The 16,475-nt window shown below is 27.9% G+C and carries 19 protein-coding genes and 3 pseudogenes; 15 read left to right on the plus strand and 7 right to left on the minus strand.

Annotation, left to right across the window (positions count from 1 at the left end):
• Window positions 1-180: pseudogene (locus BM119_RS14135) on the minus strand (IS256 family transposase); the annotation flags it as partial.
• A gap of 263 nt (window positions 181-443) precedes the next feature.
• Window positions 444-1,765 (minus strand): annotated as a pseudogene (locus BM119_RS14140) (IS3 family transposase).
• 152 nt (window positions 1,766-1,917) lie between these two features.
• Here BM119_RS14140 and BM119_RS14145 point away from each other — a divergent pair.
• The 9 genes and pseudogenes from BM119_RS14145 to BM119_RS14185 all read left to right on the plus strand — a co-directional run bounded on the left by BM119_RS14145 (window position 1,918) and on the right by BM119_RS14185 (window position 7,651).
• Entirely contained in the window at window positions 1,918-2,244 is a 327-nt protein-coding gene (locus BM119_RS14145; RefSeq protein ID WP_090042396.1) for a hypothetical protein, read from the plus strand.
• 74 nt (window positions 2,245-2,318) lie between these two features.
• Entirely contained in the window at window positions 2,319-2,561 is a 243-nt protein-coding gene (locus tag BM119_RS20130; RefSeq protein ID WP_207647686.1) for a hypothetical protein, read from the plus strand.
• 270 nt (window positions 2,562-2,831) lie between these two features.
• Window positions 2,832-3,038 carry a hypothetical protein gene (locus tag BM119_RS14155; RefSeq protein ID WP_090042398.1) on the plus strand — a complete coding sequence of 69 codons (207 nt, stop codon included), beginning with the start codon at window positions 2,832-2,834 and terminating at the stop codon, window positions 3,036-3,038.
• A 48-nt stretch (window positions 3,039-3,086) separates the two neighbouring features.
• Window positions 3,087-3,272 (plus strand): CPCC family cysteine-rich protein, encoded by a 186-nt coding sequence (locus BM119_RS14160; RefSeq protein WP_207647687.1) that lies wholly within the window; start codon window positions 3,087-3,089, stop codon window positions 3,270-3,272.
• A gap of 81 nt (window positions 3,273-3,353) precedes the next feature.
• Window positions 3,354-4,079: a hypothetical protein gene (locus BM119_RS14165; RefSeq protein WP_090042399.1), complete on the plus strand. Its 726-nt coding sequence runs from the start codon at window positions 3,354-3,356 to the stop codon at window positions 4,077-4,079.
• A 417-nt stretch (window positions 4,080-4,496) separates the two neighbouring features.
• Window positions 4,497-4,928, plus strand: coding sequence for an NUDIX hydrolase (locus tag BM119_RS14170; protein ID WP_090042400.1), 432 nt, complete (start codon window positions 4,497-4,499; stop codon window positions 4,926-4,928).
• Window positions 4,929-4,964: 36 nt separating this feature from the next.
• Window positions 4,965-5,327 (plus strand): VOC family protein, encoded by a 363-nt coding sequence (locus tag BM119_RS14175; RefSeq protein WP_090042401.1) that lies wholly within the window; start codon window positions 4,965-4,967, stop codon window positions 5,325-5,327.
• A 13-nt stretch (window positions 5,328-5,340) separates the two neighbouring features.
• A pseudogene (locus BM119_RS14180) lies at window positions 5,341-5,598 on the plus strand (MBL fold metallo-hydrolase); the annotation flags it as partial.
• A 355-nt stretch (window positions 5,599-5,953) separates the two neighbouring features.
• Window positions 5,954-7,651, plus strand: a complete 1,698-nt coding sequence (locus BM119_RS14185; RefSeq protein WP_090042403.1) for an ATP-binding protein — start codon at window positions 5,954-5,956, stop codon at window positions 7,649-7,651.
• Window positions 7,652-8,089: 438 nt separating this feature from the next.
• Here the strand turns inward: BM119_RS14185 and BM119_RS20250 are convergent, their stop codons facing one another.
• Both BM119_RS20250 and BM119_RS20255 read right to left on the minus strand, forming a co-directional pair.
• The gene (locus tag BM119_RS20250; RefSeq protein ID WP_242948437.1) at window positions 8,090-8,476 is read right to left on the minus strand and encodes an ATP-binding protein; all 387 of its coding nucleotides are present in this window, start codon (window positions 8,474-8,476) and stop codon (window positions 8,090-8,092) included.
• Window positions 8,473-8,709: an AAA family ATPase gene (locus BM119_RS20255; RefSeq protein ID WP_242948435.1), complete on the minus strand. Its 237-nt coding sequence runs from the start codon at window positions 8,707-8,709 to the stop codon at window positions 8,473-8,475. Before BM119_RS20255 ends, BM119_RS20250 begins: the two co-directional genes overlap by 4 nt.
• Before the next feature lie 199 nt (window positions 8,710-8,908).
• On the opposite strand from BM119_RS20255, the gene BM119_RS14200 reads away from it, so the two are divergent.
• Complete coding sequence (locus tag BM119_RS14200; RefSeq protein ID WP_090042404.1) at window positions 8,909-9,235, plus strand: SdpI family protein; 327 nt, start codon at window positions 8,909-8,911, stop codon at window positions 9,233-9,235.
• Window positions 9,236-9,461: 226 nt separating this feature from the next.
• On the opposite strand, the gene BM119_RS14205 is transcribed toward BM119_RS14200, so the two are convergent.
• Window positions 9,462-9,923: a rhodanese-like domain-containing protein gene (locus BM119_RS14205; protein WP_177199440.1), complete on the minus strand. Its 462-nt coding sequence runs from the start codon at window positions 9,921-9,923 to the stop codon at window positions 9,462-9,464.
• Between the two features lie 332 nt (window positions 9,924-10,255).
• On the opposite strand from BM119_RS14205, the gene mgtA reads away from it, so the two are divergent.
• The 5 genes from mgtA (at window position 10,256) to ric (ending at window position 15,396) form a co-directional block, all read left to right on the plus strand.
• Complete coding sequence (gene mgtA, locus BM119_RS14210) at window positions 10,256-12,901, plus strand: magnesium-translocating P-type ATPase (RefSeq protein ID WP_090042405.1); 2,646 nt, start codon at window positions 10,256-10,258, stop codon at window positions 12,899-12,901.
• Between the two features lie 280 nt (window positions 12,902-13,181).
• Window positions 13,182-13,313 (plus strand): hypothetical protein, encoded by a 132-nt coding sequence (locus tag BM119_RS20445; RefSeq protein ID WP_278336800.1) that lies wholly within the window; start codon window positions 13,182-13,184, stop codon window positions 13,311-13,313.
• Complete coding sequence (locus BM119_RS14215; protein ID WP_090042406.1) at window positions 13,310-13,657, plus strand: CidA/LrgA family protein; 348 nt, start codon at window positions 13,310-13,312, stop codon at window positions 13,655-13,657. The genes BM119_RS20445 and BM119_RS14215 overlap by 4 nt, the downstream gene beginning before the upstream one ends.
• Window positions 13,658-13,668: 11 nt before the next feature.
• Window positions 13,669-14,379, plus strand: coding sequence for an LrgB family protein (locus BM119_RS14220; protein ID WP_090042407.1), 711 nt, complete (start codon window positions 13,669-13,671; stop codon window positions 14,377-14,379).
• A 303-nt stretch (window positions 14,380-14,682) separates the two neighbouring features.
• Window positions 14,683-15,396: an iron-sulfur cluster repair di-iron protein gene (gene ric / locus BM119_RS14225; RefSeq protein WP_090042408.1), complete on the plus strand. Its 714-nt coding sequence runs from the start codon at window positions 14,683-14,685 to the stop codon at window positions 15,394-15,396.
• A gap of 89 nt (window positions 15,397-15,485) precedes the next feature.
• On the opposite strand, the gene BM119_RS14230 is transcribed toward ric, so the two are convergent.
• Window positions 15,486-15,815, minus strand: coding sequence for a thioredoxin family protein (locus BM119_RS14230; RefSeq protein WP_090042409.1), 330 nt, complete (start codon window positions 15,813-15,815; stop codon window positions 15,486-15,488).
• Between the two features lie 145 nt (window positions 15,816-15,960).
• A complete protein-coding gene (locus BM119_RS14235; protein WP_090042410.1) occupies window positions 15,961-16,422 on the minus strand; it encodes a hypothetical protein in 462 nt (153 codons plus the stop codon).
• Window positions 16,423-16,475: the final 53 nt, after the last annotated feature.

Raw genomic sequence — 16,475 nt, forward strand, 5'->3', positions numbered from 1 at the left:
TTGAGATCTTACATATCTTTCACGTTGAAGATGTTCATCCATCTCAACATCTAGAAACTGTTCAATAATTCCTCCAAATAGTCTGTGCATTAATCCATTTTTCCCAATAATGTCATTCATATCTCTGCACTTTGCTAATTCATCCTTTAAATTTATATCTAGTACTTGAATTTCTCTCATTTTTTACGCTCCTTAAAAATATTCTTATAGATATTATTACCATAAATACCAGTTACACATACAAAAAAATAAAAGTAGATTTGTTTTTACACAAACCTACTTACATTCTCTCATGCTCAGTTAGCAGTAAATTGTGCTATGACATTTACTAGCTTTATATTAAATTCATATATATATCAAAAAACTTTAAAAAAATAAAAAGCTGTTATTACAGCTTTTTTTATATTAAAATGGTACCTATGTAAAGGACATTTTGAAAAAGGCTAGGCAGCTAAAAGCTGGTTCCTGTATTGTACAGGGGCTAGCTTTTTAAGTCCACACTGATATCTATAATTATTATAGTAATTCATATAATTGTCGATTGTTGCTTCTAATTCTGCAAAGGTTGTACAACCTTTAAAATCTATTTCATCTTTCATATGACCAAAGAAGGATTCCTGTGGAGCATTATCCCAACAATTTCCACGCCTAGACATTGATTGTCCTATTTTATATTTTTTAAGAAGCTTTTGGAAACGTGGACTAGTGTAATGAACACCTTGATCTGAATGAATAAAAACATCTTTATTTAGCAATTTTTTATGATTTTTCATCAATTTTTTAATAGTTTCAGTAGCTATATCTAATGTAAGACTGTCTGAAAGTTGATATGAAAGAATTTCATTTGTAGAAGCATCTTTAATAGTTGATAGATACGCTCTATTTGATGCTCCATATGTCAAATAAGTTATATCAGTTAATAAAACTTTTCCGACCAAATCTTGTTTGAATTTTCTATTTAAGATATTAGGTACAACGGTATGTTCACGAGTTGCTTTCATCATTCTACGATAAGGATTAGCTTTTCTAATTGGACATACAATTTTATATTTTCTCATAATTCGTTGTATACACTTTCGATTTATTGTACAATTAAATTCGTGTTCTAAAACCATCTTTATTGAACGGGAGCCTTTCTTATAACCTCTATGATTAAATGCTTGAAGTATAATGTGCTTCAATTCTAAATCTCTTTTTTCCTTATAACTACATTTGTTACTTGATTTTAAATAATTGTAATACCCAGATCTAGATACTTTGGCTATTTCACATAAATGAGAGACCATATTTTTATAGCTATATTTTGAAATTATATCTTGTATGATCTTAAATATTAATATTCAACTTAAGTTACTATTTTTCACCTGCCTTTCTTGCAGCTCGATTTTTTTAATAGTTCTGCCTCCGCTTTCCAATAAGCAATTTCTGCATCCTTTTTTGCTATTATTTCTTCAACGGTCAGTTCACGTTTAAGTGGACGCCCACTATTTAATTTTCTAGCGTCTCTTAACCCCAGTTCTCCGGACTCATTATAACTACTACGCCATCGTTTGCTGGCACACCAGATTCTATTATTTCCAATAACTTCGACATCAAATCCTGCGTCTTGAAAAATATGAATAGGTAGTTTTCCTTTGCTACGCTCAGCGATAAACAATATTTTAAATTCATCTGTATATGTAATTCCACGCATACTTACAGATTTAACATATTTATTTTTTGATAGACTTTTAATTTCTTCATCTGAAAATAATTTCTTACTCATTCTTTTTACATTCTAACTATATTTATACTTATTTTATTGTACAAAAAAAGAACCTATTAAAATAGTCTTTTTTAAGTGTCTATTTCATAGATTCCATTTTATATAACAAGTAATAATATAATTGCTTAATTATATATAAGAGAGGGATTTTCGTGGTTAGAAATTATTATGATAATAGTATTATAAAAGCAGATGAAAAGGGAAGAGTGTTTATTGATAGAATTTATTGCTTAGATTTTCATAAATTTAATGATGATTTATGGAACAAACTTGGACATGTTTATAATTCACTGCCTTATAGAATAGATACTAGTTTTCCTAATTGGTATGGAATAGAAGGTGAATCAGAATCCTACTTGTGGGCATCTGTTGAATCATCTGGATTACAAATATCTGGCGAACTAAAGGAGGTAGAGTGGAATGCGTGGGTAAAAATTTTAAATGAGTGTCTAAATATGTTTCCGTTGTTTCAGGTATGAAAGAAATATATTTCTTATAAGTATTTTTTCGTAAATTAGTTTTTATTGTAATTTATGATAGGAGGACTTAAACAATGAAAGAGTATTTATTAAAAAATATTTATGAGCAAGAAGAGGAAATGGGGGATTCATTACCTGTAGTCACATTAGAACTATTTTTTGAAGAGAACAATGATATAGGATCAATAGTATGTAATCTATTAAATCATCCAGGAATAGAAGAGTTTTATTCTATATTAAAGCAAATAAGAAATAAGCCAAACGTGCAAGATGTTTTGGTAGAAATAATGGAATATGATGAAGGGGATAACATATGACCATTTTCGGAAAGAGTATATATACTTACAGATGCAGAAGAAGATGAAGTAATAAACTGTGTAAAGGAACTTGAAATAAGTGATGTTTCGGAAGGGTATATGTATGAACACCCTAAAGTTGCACCAAAACTTGGAGAAGGTTATAGAGTATATTCCTTGTGGTGGGATTAGTAGCAATGGTGTTGTAATACTTTGGTATCAAAGGAATTATTTTTGTTTAATAATATAGAGAAAAATAAGTGGCATCATTAGAAAATAAGGATGAGAATTATGGATAGAAAATTGAGTAAAGAAGAATTAGTAACAAAAATTTGTAATGTTTATGGCAATGAAGAGGAAATTGATAATTGGATAGAGATTCTTGAAAAAGAAAGAGGGTGTCCTGAAATAGCTGATTATATTTATTGTGATCAGGATAATTTATCACCAAAAGAGATAGTAGATAAAGCATTGTCATATAAACCAATATTATTATGATTAATAAATAATAATCAAAAAAGAGTCTTAATAAAGAAGGTGAGTTATATGAAACCATGCCCTTGTTGTGGATATAAAACTTTAGAGGATAATTCAATATATGATATTTGTGAGACATGCTTTTGGGAAGATCATATTGTTCAGTTTAATGATCCAGATTATGAAGGGGGAGCAAACACTACTTCTTTAAGACAAGCACAACTACACTTTATTAAATTTGGTGCTTGTGACTAAAATAGTTTGGAGAGTGTAAGAAAGTCTAATAAAAATGATGTGAAAGATATGACTTGGAAACAAGTTTGGGAGAGATAAATTATGAATTTAATAGAGTATTCGGATGTAGAAATAACAAGTCTTTGGAATGATTACGCAGAAACTAGAAATATAGGCTTAAAGAAAATTGCAAATATAAAGTTGAATAAATTAATTGAGTATTTGGAATCAAAGAGTAAAGATGATAAGCGAAAATTTGTGGAGTATCTTTGTAATGAAAGATTTGAAAAGGAAAATATTAAAGATTTTCAGCAGCCAATAGTAGAGAAGATAATATTACCTATAATTGTTGATGCTGTTGAAAATGACGAGATGCCATATTTAAGGTGGATATATCAATTACAGTTATATAGTTGCTGTAATTATAGGAACATATATAATATAGAATATTATAATTCAGAAGATATACTTACACGTGCAAATAACATAGATCCCAGTGACATTAAAACTGTTATTTTATTAGTAAAAGTATATATGGATAGATTATGGTTTGGAAGTCACCATTTACCAGAGTATATTTTAATAGAGGATAAAGAAGTGAAATTTTTATTAGAAAAGTTAAACCTATTATTGGATAAATATAAGAATAAAATAGATAGTATAAAGTTTATTTTAGAAGATATGAAATACTATAAGGATCTATATAAGAGTTGGTTTAAGTATAAAAGTGAAAATGAAAAGATTACATTTATTAAATGGTGCGAAAATAATGAGAAAACTTATTCATGGATTAAATCTTATTATTATGATAAAAAAAACCGTACTTAGAGTGGAAAGAGGATTGGGAGAGGTATAAATGAGAAATAAGGATATAATTTTAGGATTTATAAGAAAATCTGGAAATGAATATTATCGTGGTGATTGTTTATAAGAAATTTTAGACATTAATCCTAAACAACAGGTAAATAAAAAATGTAATGAACTCAAAAATGAAAATGAAATCACTAGGGGAAAAAACAATGTTTTTATTGTTCTAAAGATAAACTTATAAATAAATCAAAATAGGGGTGGTGAATATTGAAGAACAAACATAAAATTAATCCACTAAATGGGAATGAAACTGAAATTATACATGAGGAAAAAAGTAAAGAGTGGGAACTATTAACTTTAAAATTAAATATACTTATATAACACAACATCATGGGCAGAAAAATTTATTTTAGGTTTAATAAATGGAGGATCTATATGGAAACTAAAATATGTGATTTAGGAAGAGTGAATGATAATGAATTAAAATTTGCCGTTATAGTATCAAAGTTTAATGGTAAATTCGTATATGTTAGGCATAAAGAAAGAGAAACTTGGGAAATCCCTGGAGGACATAGAGAATTAGGGGAAGATATTAATGATACTGCAGCAAGAGAATTAAAAGAAGAAACAGGAGCAGTAAAATTTGAAATAAAGCCTATATGTGACTACTTATGTGATTACTCTTTAGAAAAAGAAAGTAACAATAAAAGTTATGGAAGAGTATATTATGCAGAAATTGATGAATTGGGAGAATTACCCGATTTAGAAATTGGAGAGGTTCAGTTATTTGAGCATATGCCAGAAAATTTAACATATCCACAAATTCAACCAGTTTTGCTTAATGAGGTGGTAATGAGAAGGAAATAATGAAAGTGATAAAATAGTTTTGAAAGGTTGATTAATATGGGATTGAATTTTAAGTTGAATTCATTATATATTTGTGTGAAAGACATGAATAGAGCAATTGATTTTTATGAAAAGTTACTTGAACAATCTGTTGAAAAAAGAGATGAAGTATTTAGTGTTTTTAATATTAATGGTTTTAGATTTTGCCTATTTAATAATAGTAAGATGCAAGAACAAGTAAATTGGGGAGATAATTGTTTACCAAGTTTTGAAGTCAATGATATTAATAAATTAATTAATAGGTTAGAAATACTGAATGCTAAACTAGTTTTCCCGTTAACAAAGATAAATGATAACTTAGTATTAGAATTTAAGGATACTGAAGGAAATGATATAGAAGTTTATTGTAGAATTTCATAAAGGGGATTTTAATATGGATGATTGGTTTACAATTGAGAAGATTGATGACGAAACTTATGCAATAAGTGAATATGGACATTGGGAAAAAGTACATTCATATTTACTAATAGGAAAAACATCTGCTCTTTTAATTGATACAGGTTTAGGTATAGGAAATATTAAAAATGAAGTTGATAAGTTGACAAATTTGCCAGTAACAGTAGTTACAACACATGTACATTGGGATCATATAGGTGGACATGGCTTATTTAATGATATTTATGTTCATAAAAATTTACCAAAGGTAGTTCTAGGGTAGTTAGCACAGGATAAACTTTTATTAGTTTATCCTGTTTGTTTTTAGTGTTTTATTTAAAATATATAAAATATAGGATATACTATTAGATATAAGGCACATTAAAAAAATAACAGTCAGTATGCTAGTATATTTTGTGCCATACTTCGTCAGCGATATTAGCCCATAGTCTATGCTATGAACTAATATCACTTACTTGTCTGACAGAAAATATACATGGCATCTTTGACTTGTTATTTTCTTTAATGTGCCTAAAGAAATTATATATTAAAGTAAATATATAATTTAAAGGTTTAGAGAATAAGTATAATTAAGTTAGGAGTGAGATTAAATGAAAAGAATACCCTACGGGATTTCTAACTTTGAAGTTTTGAGAGAAAAAAATTATCTTTATGTAGATAAGACTTCTTATATAGAATTATTAGATAGATATGCTCCTTATAATTTTTTTATAAGGCCTAGAAGGTTTGGGAAAAGTTTATTTATATCTATGTTAGAAAATTACTATGATATAAATAAAAAGAATAAATTTGAAGAATTGTTTGGAGATTTATATATAGGTAAAAATCCCACTGAAGAAAAAAATAAATTTCTTATTTGGAAAATAAGCTTTGCAGGTATTGATGCAGGAAATGGGGAAAAAGAGCTTAGAAAAAGTTTTAATTTTAAGGTTGCATCAGCAGCTAGAGAATTTCTATATAAATATGGGGATTTGTTAGGAGAAAAAAAATTACCATTTGAAGATATGAGTGCAGAAATGGTGGTAGCTCATATAAGTATGCTTAGTAAAATTAACAATAAGCAAGTATTTGTTTTAATAGATGAATATGATAATTTTGCTAATGAGTTGATTACAGGAGGAAAACAAAGTACCTATAGCAGTATACTTCATGGAGAAGGATTTGTTAAAGTTTTTTATAAAGCTATGAAAGATGCAACAGGGGATAATTTTAATAGAATATTTATGACAGGGGTAAGTCCTATAATGCTAGATGATTTAACTAGTGGCTTTAATATCACTATGAATTATACCTTAGACCAAAATTTAAATGCTATGATGGGTTTCACAAAAGATGAACTTTACTCTATTATGGATGAGGTGAAAATAAAAGATAAAGAACTTAGAGAAAAGATATGTACTGATATGACTCAATATTATAACGGATATAAATTTAATGAAGACAGCAACACTGTTTTTAATCCAGATATGTCTATGTATTTTCTTAATAATTATTCAGTGTATAATCGTTATCCTAAAGAAATGATAGATAATAATGTAAAAACAGACTATGGAAAAGTTAATCAGTTAGCTTATAATTTTAATGATAGAGAAGCTTTAGAGGAGATAATGACTAAAGGAGAAACCTCTACTATGTTAGTAGATAGATTTAATATCCATACTATGTATAGTGTAAAAGAAAATTTTAAATCATTATTGTTTTATCTTGGAATGTTAACTATAAAAGAGCAGGGTCCTATTGGAACTGTACTTAAAATACCAAACTACGTAATAAGAACTATATATTGGGAGCAATATTTCCAAAAGCTAAATGAGGACTATAATATTCAAATACAAAACGTAAGAATAGCTGTTAATGAAATGAGAATAAACGGAAATATACAGCCATTAGTAGAACTTGTAAATCATGTATTAGGGGATTTATCTAATAGAGATTTAATAAAAATGGATGAAAAAAATATAAAGATGATAATTCTTACTCTTTTAGGGGTAGATAGCACTTATTTTATAAAAAGTGAAGATGAAAACAATAAGGGTTATGTAGATATAATGCTTAAAAGAAAGATTCAATTTAAAGATATAACTAAATTCCAGTGGATTATAGAATTAAAATATATAAAAGAAAGTGAAAAAAATACTCTAGAAAAAGTAAAAGAAGAAGGATTAAAACAACTTAAGTCATATGGAGAAAGTAAGTTGGTTCAAGAAGAAATTGGAAAAGAGGATTTAAAGAAAGTATTAATTATTGTTGTAGGGAAAAAAGATATTTACACTTTAAATGTAAAATAAGATATATGAGTTAATCTAGGGACATAGGTAAGCATGTTGCAGCAGGGGCAAGACTAGATGATGATCCAATATTATTTTTTAAACTTAGAGAAATTGACTTTCAAGATATTCTTAAAAAATCAATGGAAGAAAAAATGGAAAATATGATTAAGAATGCAGATAAGAAAAGTAAGAGAGTTATTGATGACGAGAGTATATTCGATTTATTTGGAGTATAATAGTTAGTTTCATTTGTAGGATAACAATATGCTAAATCAAGGAAAGGGGTATTTGAGTTTAAGGATTTTAAGATATATATAAGAATTAAGTCCAGTACTTAGTAAAAAGGTCCTAAATACTGGACTTTTTATATATTAATTATAGAGATTTTGATATAGTCGTCATATTAATACTGTGGTATAGTTTGGAGAATAATAGGCTAGGCACATTCAATATTGTTTACTTAATACATATACTTTCAAAATTAAATTTAGGGAATAAATATATGGGAGTTGTGTAAATCTTATTATGAATTCCACCTTCTGTTAAGCCTTTAAGGTAAATTGCAAAATTTATTTTTCCATTTGTTAATGATTTAGTTATAGTTTTACCAACGTTTTTTCCAGCCTTAACTTCTATTCCATAGACAGAAACATTTTCTCTATTCCTATAAACAAAATCTAATTCTCCATCTCCATAAACTGTTGATATTTTTTCTGTTAAACAATGATATACAAAAGTTTCATTTACCAAACCATTAGATTCCGATGTTAATATGTTAGATTTGTTCATAATATAATTTGCCATTCCTATATCAGCTAAAAAATATCTTTGACGTCTCTTTATATTAGTTCTTCCCTTATTACATCGTGAATTGCTAGTAAGTCTTCTCCACTTTCTTCTAGTAAATTAATATAAATTACATTACTATAGTTTTCACTTGTAAATTTTTTTGCCAAATAAGTTTTTCCTACTTGTGTAGCTCCTTCTACTAATAGTACTTTATTATTGTGATTATTTTTCCATTCTATCAGCTTATTATAATCATCTCTCTTTAAATCGATGACTTTTTGTTCCATATCATCACTTCCTTACTATAACTATCATAAGCTTATTATATCCCAATTAAGAAGTTCTTTAAACTTCCATAGTTAATATTCTTATTATAAAAAAATATCGATGTATATATTTTAGGCTATGTTTTAAATTAATGTTGAAATTTGCTATGGGTTTAAGGTATGCTATAATTAATCCAAATTTATACATTAGGAGGCAAATATGATAATTATTTTAGGAATAATATTTATAATCATTGGTTTTATATTTAAGGCTTTTCCGCCAAAAAAAATCAATTCTATATTTGGGTATAGAACTCTATTATCAATGAAAAATCAAGATACATGGAACGAGTCACATAAATATTCAGCCAATACTTTTATTATATTAGGCTTTATTTTTATTCCTTTACAATTTGTTTTAAGTCAATTAAATATTAGTTATGGTTATGAAAAAATAATACTTTTAATATGTGCTGTTCTTATGATTATTACTAATGAAGTACACTTGAAAAAAGTTTTTAATAATGACGGTAGTAGAAAGATATAGTATAAATAAAAATTGCAAAACTATCTGGCGAATATTAATCATTCTTGTTATAAAAAAACATTGATGGCGTTAAGGATTCCAATTTGTTCGAAGCGAAGCAAGTTATTGGAATTTAGCTATCAATGTTTTTTATACCTTACAATACTTTATGTAATCAGCTAGCTTGTGTTGCTTATACCCGCACACTTTTATGAATTTCTATTTTCATGTTTAAATAAGTTGTTTTTTATTTTTCAAGAAGGTCTTCATAAGGCCAGCCTTTTTGTCCTTTTTCTAATATGTATAGACGATCCTTATCTATGCCTTTTTCTGATAAATAAGCAAAAGTTCTTTCAGCACCACCAGCACCACCAGGGCAAACAATTATTATAGGTGATGTAGATTTTTTAAGATCTGGAAGTACCTTTTCAAGTTTAGCTTTATCCTCATCTGACTTAACTGGATAAGCATATGTAGGAATAACTCCGTTTAGGTGATGTGCTTTAAACTCGTCCTCAACTTGAATATCTAATAGAATAATATCTTTCTTTTCCTCTATAGCTTTTTTAGTTTCTTCAGCAGTATAATATTTAAATTCTTTTTGTTCAGTACTGCTAGTAGAAGTTTTGCTTTCTTCTTTAGAACATCCAGTAAATACTACTGACAATGATAAAAAGATAAAGGCTGTTAATGATAATAGTTTTTTCATCTGAAAATCCCCCATTGTTAAAATAATATTTATTAATAACAAAATAAGTTTATTATTAACGTATACATGTTAACATTTTGGGAATTAATGTGTCAATGAACTTCCAATGAAATAACTATTTAAAAATATTATAGATAATAAACTAGTTATAGAAAAATATAATAAGCTTTATCAAGAATCACAAAGAACTGATTTGAAATCTTTGTAATTAAAAATAAAGTAAGATAAAACAAAAAACATATTTTTTTCAAGTTGAGGAATGATAATAATAGAATTTATATATTGTAATGTTTTAAATAGTATTTAATATGACTAAATTGGTGGTGTGAATTATGATTAAGAAAAGAAAGGTTAATGCTGAAAATGCAGCAAAAGAAGTTTCAAATAGACTCTATGATTTTAGCAAGATGGATTTGGAGATGGTATATAAAGAGTTAAACACTGATAGTAATGGATTAACAATGGATAAAGTAGATAATAGAGTTGAAATATATGGGTTAAATCAAGTGACTCACGAGAAGCCAACACCATGGTATATACAATTATTTCAATCATTTATTAATCCTTTTATTTTAGTTTTATTGGTTCTTGCAGGAGTATCTTTAATAACTGATGTTATTATTGCTGCTCCAGAGGAGAGAAGCTTTAGCACTGTTCTTGTTGTGGGTATAATGGTAACTATAAGTGGGCTTTTAAAGTTTTTTCAAGAATTTAAATCAGGTAAGGCCGCTGAAGAACTAAAAGCATTGGTAAGAACAACTGCTGCTGTATCAAGGAAAGAATCAGGAATCAATGAAATGAATATGTCTGAAATTGTTATTGGTGATATAGTATATCTTGCAGCAGGAGATATGATACCAGCTGATGTAAGGGTAATAACAAGTAAGGATTTATTTGTTAGTCAATCCTCTTTAACAGGAGAATCAGAACCAGTAGAGAAGTATTCAACCTTAAGAAAAGCAAATAAAGATTTAACTGTTGCTGAACTTGATAATATATGTTTACTAGGTACTAATATTATAAGTGGAAGTGCTACTGCTGTGGTTGTTGCTACAGGTAATGATACATATTTTGGCTCAATGGCATCAATACTAGCAGGAATCAAAAACGAGACAAGTTTTGAAAAGGGAGTAAACAGTGTAAGCATGTTACTTATAAAATTCATGGTTATTATGGTGCCTATAGTATTTGTAGTAAATGGCATTACAAAGGGAGATTGGATAGAAGCACTACTTTTTGCAATATCAATAGCAGTAGGGCTTACTCCAGAAATGCTTCCAATGATTGTAACGAGTAATCTTGCAAAAGGTGCTGTTGTTATGGCAAAGCATAAGACTGTAGTTAAAAAACTTGATGCTATACAAAACTTTGGCGCAATGGATGTTTTGTGCACTGACAAAACAGGGACTTTAACTCTTGATAAAATAATTGTTGAAAAGCATTTAAATATACGTGGAGAAGAGGATTTAAGAGTATTAAGACACGCTTATTTAAATAGTTTTTATCAGACAGGACTTCGTAATTTAATGGATTTTGCAATATTAGAGCATGGAAAAGACAATGGATTTAATGAACTTGAAAAAAATTATGACAAAGTAGATGAGATTCCTTTTGATTTTGCAAGAAGAAGAATGTCAGTAGTGTTAAAAAATAATGAAGGAAAAAGACAGCTCGTAACAAAGGGTGCCGTAGAGGAAATGCTTTCAATTTGTACACATGCAGAATGTAATGGAGATGTTGTGGAACTTAGTGAAAATATAAAAAATAAAGCTCTTGATATGGTAAAAAAATTAAATGACGAGGGTATGAGAGTTATTGCAGTTGCACAAAAAAATAATATACCAGATGAAAACAACTTTAGTGTGTCAGATGAAAGTCATATGGTTCTTATGGGCTATATAGGATTCTTAGATCCACCAAAGGAATCAGCATTAGAGGCAATTAAAGCACTTAATAATAATGGTGTAGAAGTAAAAATACTAACTGGAGATAATGATGCTGTAACAATAAAAATATGTAATGAAGTTGGTTTAAAAGTTAGTAATGTACTTCTTGGTAATGAAGTTGAAAACATAAGTGATGAAGAGTTATCAAAACTAGTTGAGGGTACAAATGTATTTGCTAAACTTTCTCCACTTCAAAAATCAAGAATCATAAAGATACTTCAAGATAAAGGCCATACTGTGGGTTATATGGGAGATGGAATCAATGATTCTGCTGCTTTACGCCAATCAGATGTTGGAATTTCTGTTGATACAGCTGTAGATATTGCAAAAGAGTCAGCAGATATAATTTTGCTTGAAAAGAATTTAATGGTACTTGAAGAGGGAGTTATAGAGGGGAGAAAGGTTTTTGGAAATATTATAAAATATATAAAGATGACTGCTAGTTCAAATTTTGGTAATGTATTTAGTGTATTGATTGCCAGTGCATTCTTACCATTTTTGCCTATGCTACCTATTCAACTTTTGATACAAAATTTGTTTTATGATATATCTCAAATTTCTATTCCATGGGATACAATGGATAAAGAATATCTAAGGGAACCAAGAAAATGGAATGCAGATGATATTGTAAAATTTATGGTTTTTATTGGGCCAATAAGTTCTATATTTGATATAATAACCTATTTAGTAATGTGGTTTATATTTAAAGCAAATACCCAAGAAATGCAATCATTATTCCAATCAGGTTGGTTTATTGAGGGTCTTTTATCTCAAACACTTATTGTACATATGATTAGAACTAAAAAGATTCCATTTATCCAAAGTAGAGCAACAAATCCTGTGTTGTTATTAACAGGTATTATAATGATATTAGGAGTTTGGGTTCCGTTTACATCCTTTGGTAACTCTGTTGGATTACAGGCATTACCCTTATCATATTTTCCATGGCTTATAGGCATTCTATTATCTTATTGTATGTTAACACAAATAGTAAAGAATATATATGTTAAGAAATTTAATAGATGGTTATAAGGCACATTTAAAAAACAGTTGTTAAAAATAAAATACAGAAGATGTTGGTGTGCAACAATAATTAAAAGTTATTTTGCACACTTTTTTTAGGTATAAAAGGTTTTTTATATAATTGATAAAATAATATCGAAATTTTAAGAATAGTAGAATTGTTTCGAGGATTTCAAGTTAATTAGTATGATAATATATATTTTTATCAACATAATAAGAGATAATAGGTTTGTTAAATTTAAAACTATTGTAGAATTATAATGGAAATGGTGATAAACTCAAATAATAAGTGGTAAGACCAATATCAAAATGTAAAGGTTTAAATTATTGGGGGGATGGTATGAAAAGATTAGTTTGTATTAAAAATTTATCTGAAAATACTAAGATAGAGGTTGATGAAAAGACAGGAGGGATAAAATGAAGCTTTTAAGAGAGATGTTTATAATAATCTTAATTTATTTTATAGGAGAAGTTCTTTCAAAATATGTTATCACGTTTATTCCAGGAAATATTTTAGGAATGATTATATTACTTGTTCTACTCTCAACAAAGCTTATGAAGTTAGAGGCAATAGAAACAGTAGCAAAGTTCTTTTTAGATCATTTAGCCTTTTTCTTTGTACCAGCAGGGGTAGGATTATTGGCGGCATTGGACTTATTGCAAGGAAATATAATAAAACTTTTGGTAATTTGTGTAGTTTCAACTTTTATAGTTATGGGAGTAACAGGAAAAACTGTACAAATGCTTATTAATAAGAAGAAATAGGGGGCATAAAAATGGAATCAATTTTAAATAATATTTTATTTCCACTTATGCTAACATTGTTAGCTTTTGAAATAGGCATACTTATAAGCAAAAAGACTAAATTTCCATTGTTTAATCCATTGCTAGTAGCAATTGCATTAGTAATAGGTACATTATGTGTATTTAAAATAGAGTATAAGACTTATAATGAAGGTGCAAAATTTATAAATGCATTTTTAGGGCCTGCAACTGTCGTATTGGCAGTGCCTTTGTATAAGCAATTAGAAGCACTTAAGAAAAACTTATGGCCTATATTAATTGGAATTTTTATAGGATGTGTAGTTTCTGTTACTTGTGTAATAGCTATGAGTTTTGCATGGGGACTTAGCCAGGAGTTACTTATTTCACTTATTCCTAAATCAGTTACAACACCTATAGGTATTGAGGTTTCAAATTCTTTAGGAGGAATAAGTTCTATTACAATAGTGGCAATAGTAGTAACTGGGATAACTGGTTCTATTATAGGACCTACAGTATGTAAGATATTAAACATAAAAAATGAAGTGGCAGCAGGTGTTTCTATTGGAACAGCATCTCATGCAGTGGGAACATCTAGAGCTTTTGAGATGGGAGAGAAGGTGGGTGCTATGAGTTCTCTTTCTATTGGAGTTGCAGGACTTATGACTGTGGTTATAGCTCCGCCTATATTTAATTTAGCGCAAAAGCTAATTGGTATTATTTAACAATTAAAAGTAAGAATTATAATATATATTAAATGTTTATAGCCCATATAGTCACGCGATATTAAATATATTAATTTAATATGGACATGCCTATATGGGTTATCTTGTTTCCCTGTTCCTTTGCACAGTATCTATGTCTACAAGGGCAACAGTTATTATGTAACTCTATAACTTGCTTTCATAAATTTATTATTATGTGCTTTAAATCACATAATAATAAATTAAAAATCCGTATACTTACATTATAGATCACATGATCATTAAATAATAAATTTTATAAATATCCATAGGAGGATGAACATTATGAATAAGTTTAAATCAGAAGATAAAATAGGACAAGTTGTTGCAACTTTTCCAGGAGCAAGTAATTTATTTTTAGATTATAAAATAGATTTTTGTTGTGGAGGAAACAGGCCTTTAATAGAGGCTATAAAGGAACAAAACCTTAATGAAGATGAAATAATAAATATGTTAAATAACAAGTATGTAGAATTTAAGAAACAAAATCAAGAATTTGTAGATTGGGTTAAAGAGGAACCAAGTAAACTTATAGATTATGTAGTAGGTAAACATCATCTATATTTAAATGAGGAATTACCTAAGATTAGTGAGCTTATACTAAAAATATTAAAAGTGCATGGAAAAAACCATGAAGAGCTATTTGAAGTTCATAAACTTTTTAATACTTTAAGAATAGAGCTTGAAGAACATTTAATAAAAGAAGAGGAATTTATATTTCCAGCTATAAAAAAGTACGTGGAAAATAAAAGTAAGAAAAATGCAGAAAACTTATTAAAGAACATTAATGATTTAGAACAGGAACATGAAGGGGCAGGAGATATAATAAAAGAGTTAAGAGAGATAACAGATCATTATACTGTGCCTCAAGATGCTTGTAGAACTTTTAAATTGACTTATACAAAATTAAAAGAGTTAGAAAAAGATATGTTCCAGCATATACACCTTGAAAACAATATACTATTTCCTAACATTTCTAATGAGATTTCAAATAATTAATAAAGTATAAGTTAATTTAAATTAAAGAATTAGAGAGTATATAACTTTAAATAAAAGGTTATATACTCTCTAAAATTTTATATAAGAATTTAATTTTCATAATATAAGTTATATAGTCTATCAATAGAAGCTAATAAGTCTCTTGTGCTTATATTTCTGGCTTCTCTTAAGTATTCTGTTCCATTTATATAAACTAGTACAACTGGTAATGTGAAAATATTGTGTGATGTAAAAGCTTCCATATTATCTTCTGCATATATTTTATATGCGTTTAATTTAGGAAATTTGTTTAGTTCTTTTTCAAGAATATCTTTGATTACTGTACATACACCACAATTATCCCCATAGAAATATAAAAGAGTAATTGTGGGGGAAGTTACAGCGGTTTTAATTTCATTTAAGTTAGCTAAGTTTTTCATAATTTCTCCTAATTTAAATTAAATAGTTAAAGACTATATATTTATTTTCATATGCCTAATATAGAGTGTATAATTTGTAATTATAGTTTTAACTAAACAATTCTTTTTAACCAAAGAAATTTATTGTTAAATTTTAATTAATTAGTTAATTAGTAAAAGCTTCTAGATTTTCTGTTTCGTTTAATTTACAGCTTCCTGTACCATTACCTTTTCCTGAGTGTTTACCATTACCATTTTTGTTGCCCTTTTTATTACCATTTAATTCTTTGTTTAAATTAAATTGCTCATGTAGTTCTTTAAATTCTTCAACAGAAGTACAAGCATCAAATTTTTCTTTTGTTTCATTCTTTAATTCTGTAGCTTTTTCAGCTGTTATTTTACCTTTTTCAACAGCAGCATCAATTTTTGAGTATCTGTTTTCTAATGCTTTAGTCTTAGCTTCTTCAAAAGTTTTACCTTCATTCATTAATTTTTCTACACAAGTGATTCTATTTTCATTAAATTTACAAGTTGATTGAGGTGTTGAAGCATCACTAGCAAATGCTGAAGCACTTAAACCAAGAGTTAACACCCCTACAAGACCTAATGTTATAATTGATTTTTTCATAATTAATCCTCCTAAAGTTCATTTGAATTTTTGGCATTTTAAATTTTCTTTGA

This window comes from Clostridium frigidicarnis (assembly GCF_900111985.1).
Taxonomy (GTDB): domain Bacteria; phylum Bacillota; class Clostridia; order Clostridiales; family Clostridiaceae; genus Clostridium_Z; species Clostridium_Z frigidicarnis.

Bases quoted from the DNA above. Each gene is read 5' to 3' on its own strand.
- mgtA (WP_090042405.1), top strand. From the start codon at position 10,256: ATGATTAAGAAAAGAAAGGTTAATGCTGAAAATGCAGCAAAAGAAGTT.
- BM119_RS14185 (WP_090042403.1), top strand. From the start codon at position 5,954: ATGAAAAGAATACCCTACGGGATTTCTAACTTTGAAGTTTTGAGAGAA.
- BM119_RS20130 (WP_207647686.1), top strand. From the start codon at position 2,319: ATGAAAGAGTATTTATTAAAAAATATTTATGAGCAAGAAGAGGAAATG.
- BM119_RS14155 (WP_090042398.1), top strand. From the start codon at position 2,832: ATGGATAGAAAATTGAGTAAAGAAGAATTAGTAACAAAAATTTGTAAT.
- BM119_RS14175 (WP_090042401.1), top strand. From the start codon at position 4,965: ATGGGATTGAATTTTAAGTTGAATTCATTATATATTTGTGTGAAAGAC.
- BM119_RS14170 (WP_090042400.1), top strand. From the start codon at position 4,497: ATGGAAACTAAAATATGTGATTTAGGAAGAGTGAATGATAATGAATTA.
- BM119_RS14205 (WP_177199440.1), bottom strand. From the start codon at position 9,923: ATGAAAAAACTATTATCATTAACAGCCTTTATCTTTTTATCATTGTCA.
- BM119_RS14220 (WP_090042407.1), top strand. From the start codon at position 13,669: ATGGAATCAATTTTAAATAATATTTTATTTCCACTTATGCTAACATTG.
- BM119_RS14230 (WP_090042409.1), bottom strand. From the start codon at position 15,815: ATGAAAAACTTAGCTAACTTAAATGAAATTAAAACCGCTGTAACTTCC.
- BM119_RS14200 (WP_090042404.1), top strand. From the start codon at position 8,909: ATGATAATTATTTTAGGAATAATATTTATAATCATTGGTTTTATATTT.
- ric (WP_090042408.1), top strand. From the start codon at position 14,683: ATGAATAAGTTTAAATCAGAAGATAAAATAGGACAAGTTGTTGCAACT.
- BM119_RS14165 (WP_090042399.1), top strand. From the start codon at position 3,354: ATGAATTTAATAGAGTATTCGGATGTAGAAATAACAAGTCTTTGGAAT.
- BM119_RS14215 (WP_090042406.1), top strand. From the start codon at position 13,310: ATGAAGCTTTTAAGAGAGATGTTTATAATAATCTTAATTTATTTTATA.
- BM119_RS14160 (WP_207647687.1), top strand. From the start codon at position 3,087: ATGAAACCATGCCCTTGTTGTGGATATAAAACTTTAGAGGATAATTCA.
- BM119_RS14235 (WP_090042410.1), bottom strand. From the start codon at position 16,422: ATGAAAAAATCAATTATAACATTAGGTCTTGTAGGGGTGTTAACTCTT.
- BM119_RS20255 (WP_242948435.1), bottom strand. From the start codon at position 8,709: ATGGAACAAAAAGTCATCGATTTAAAGAGAGATGATTATAATAAGCTG.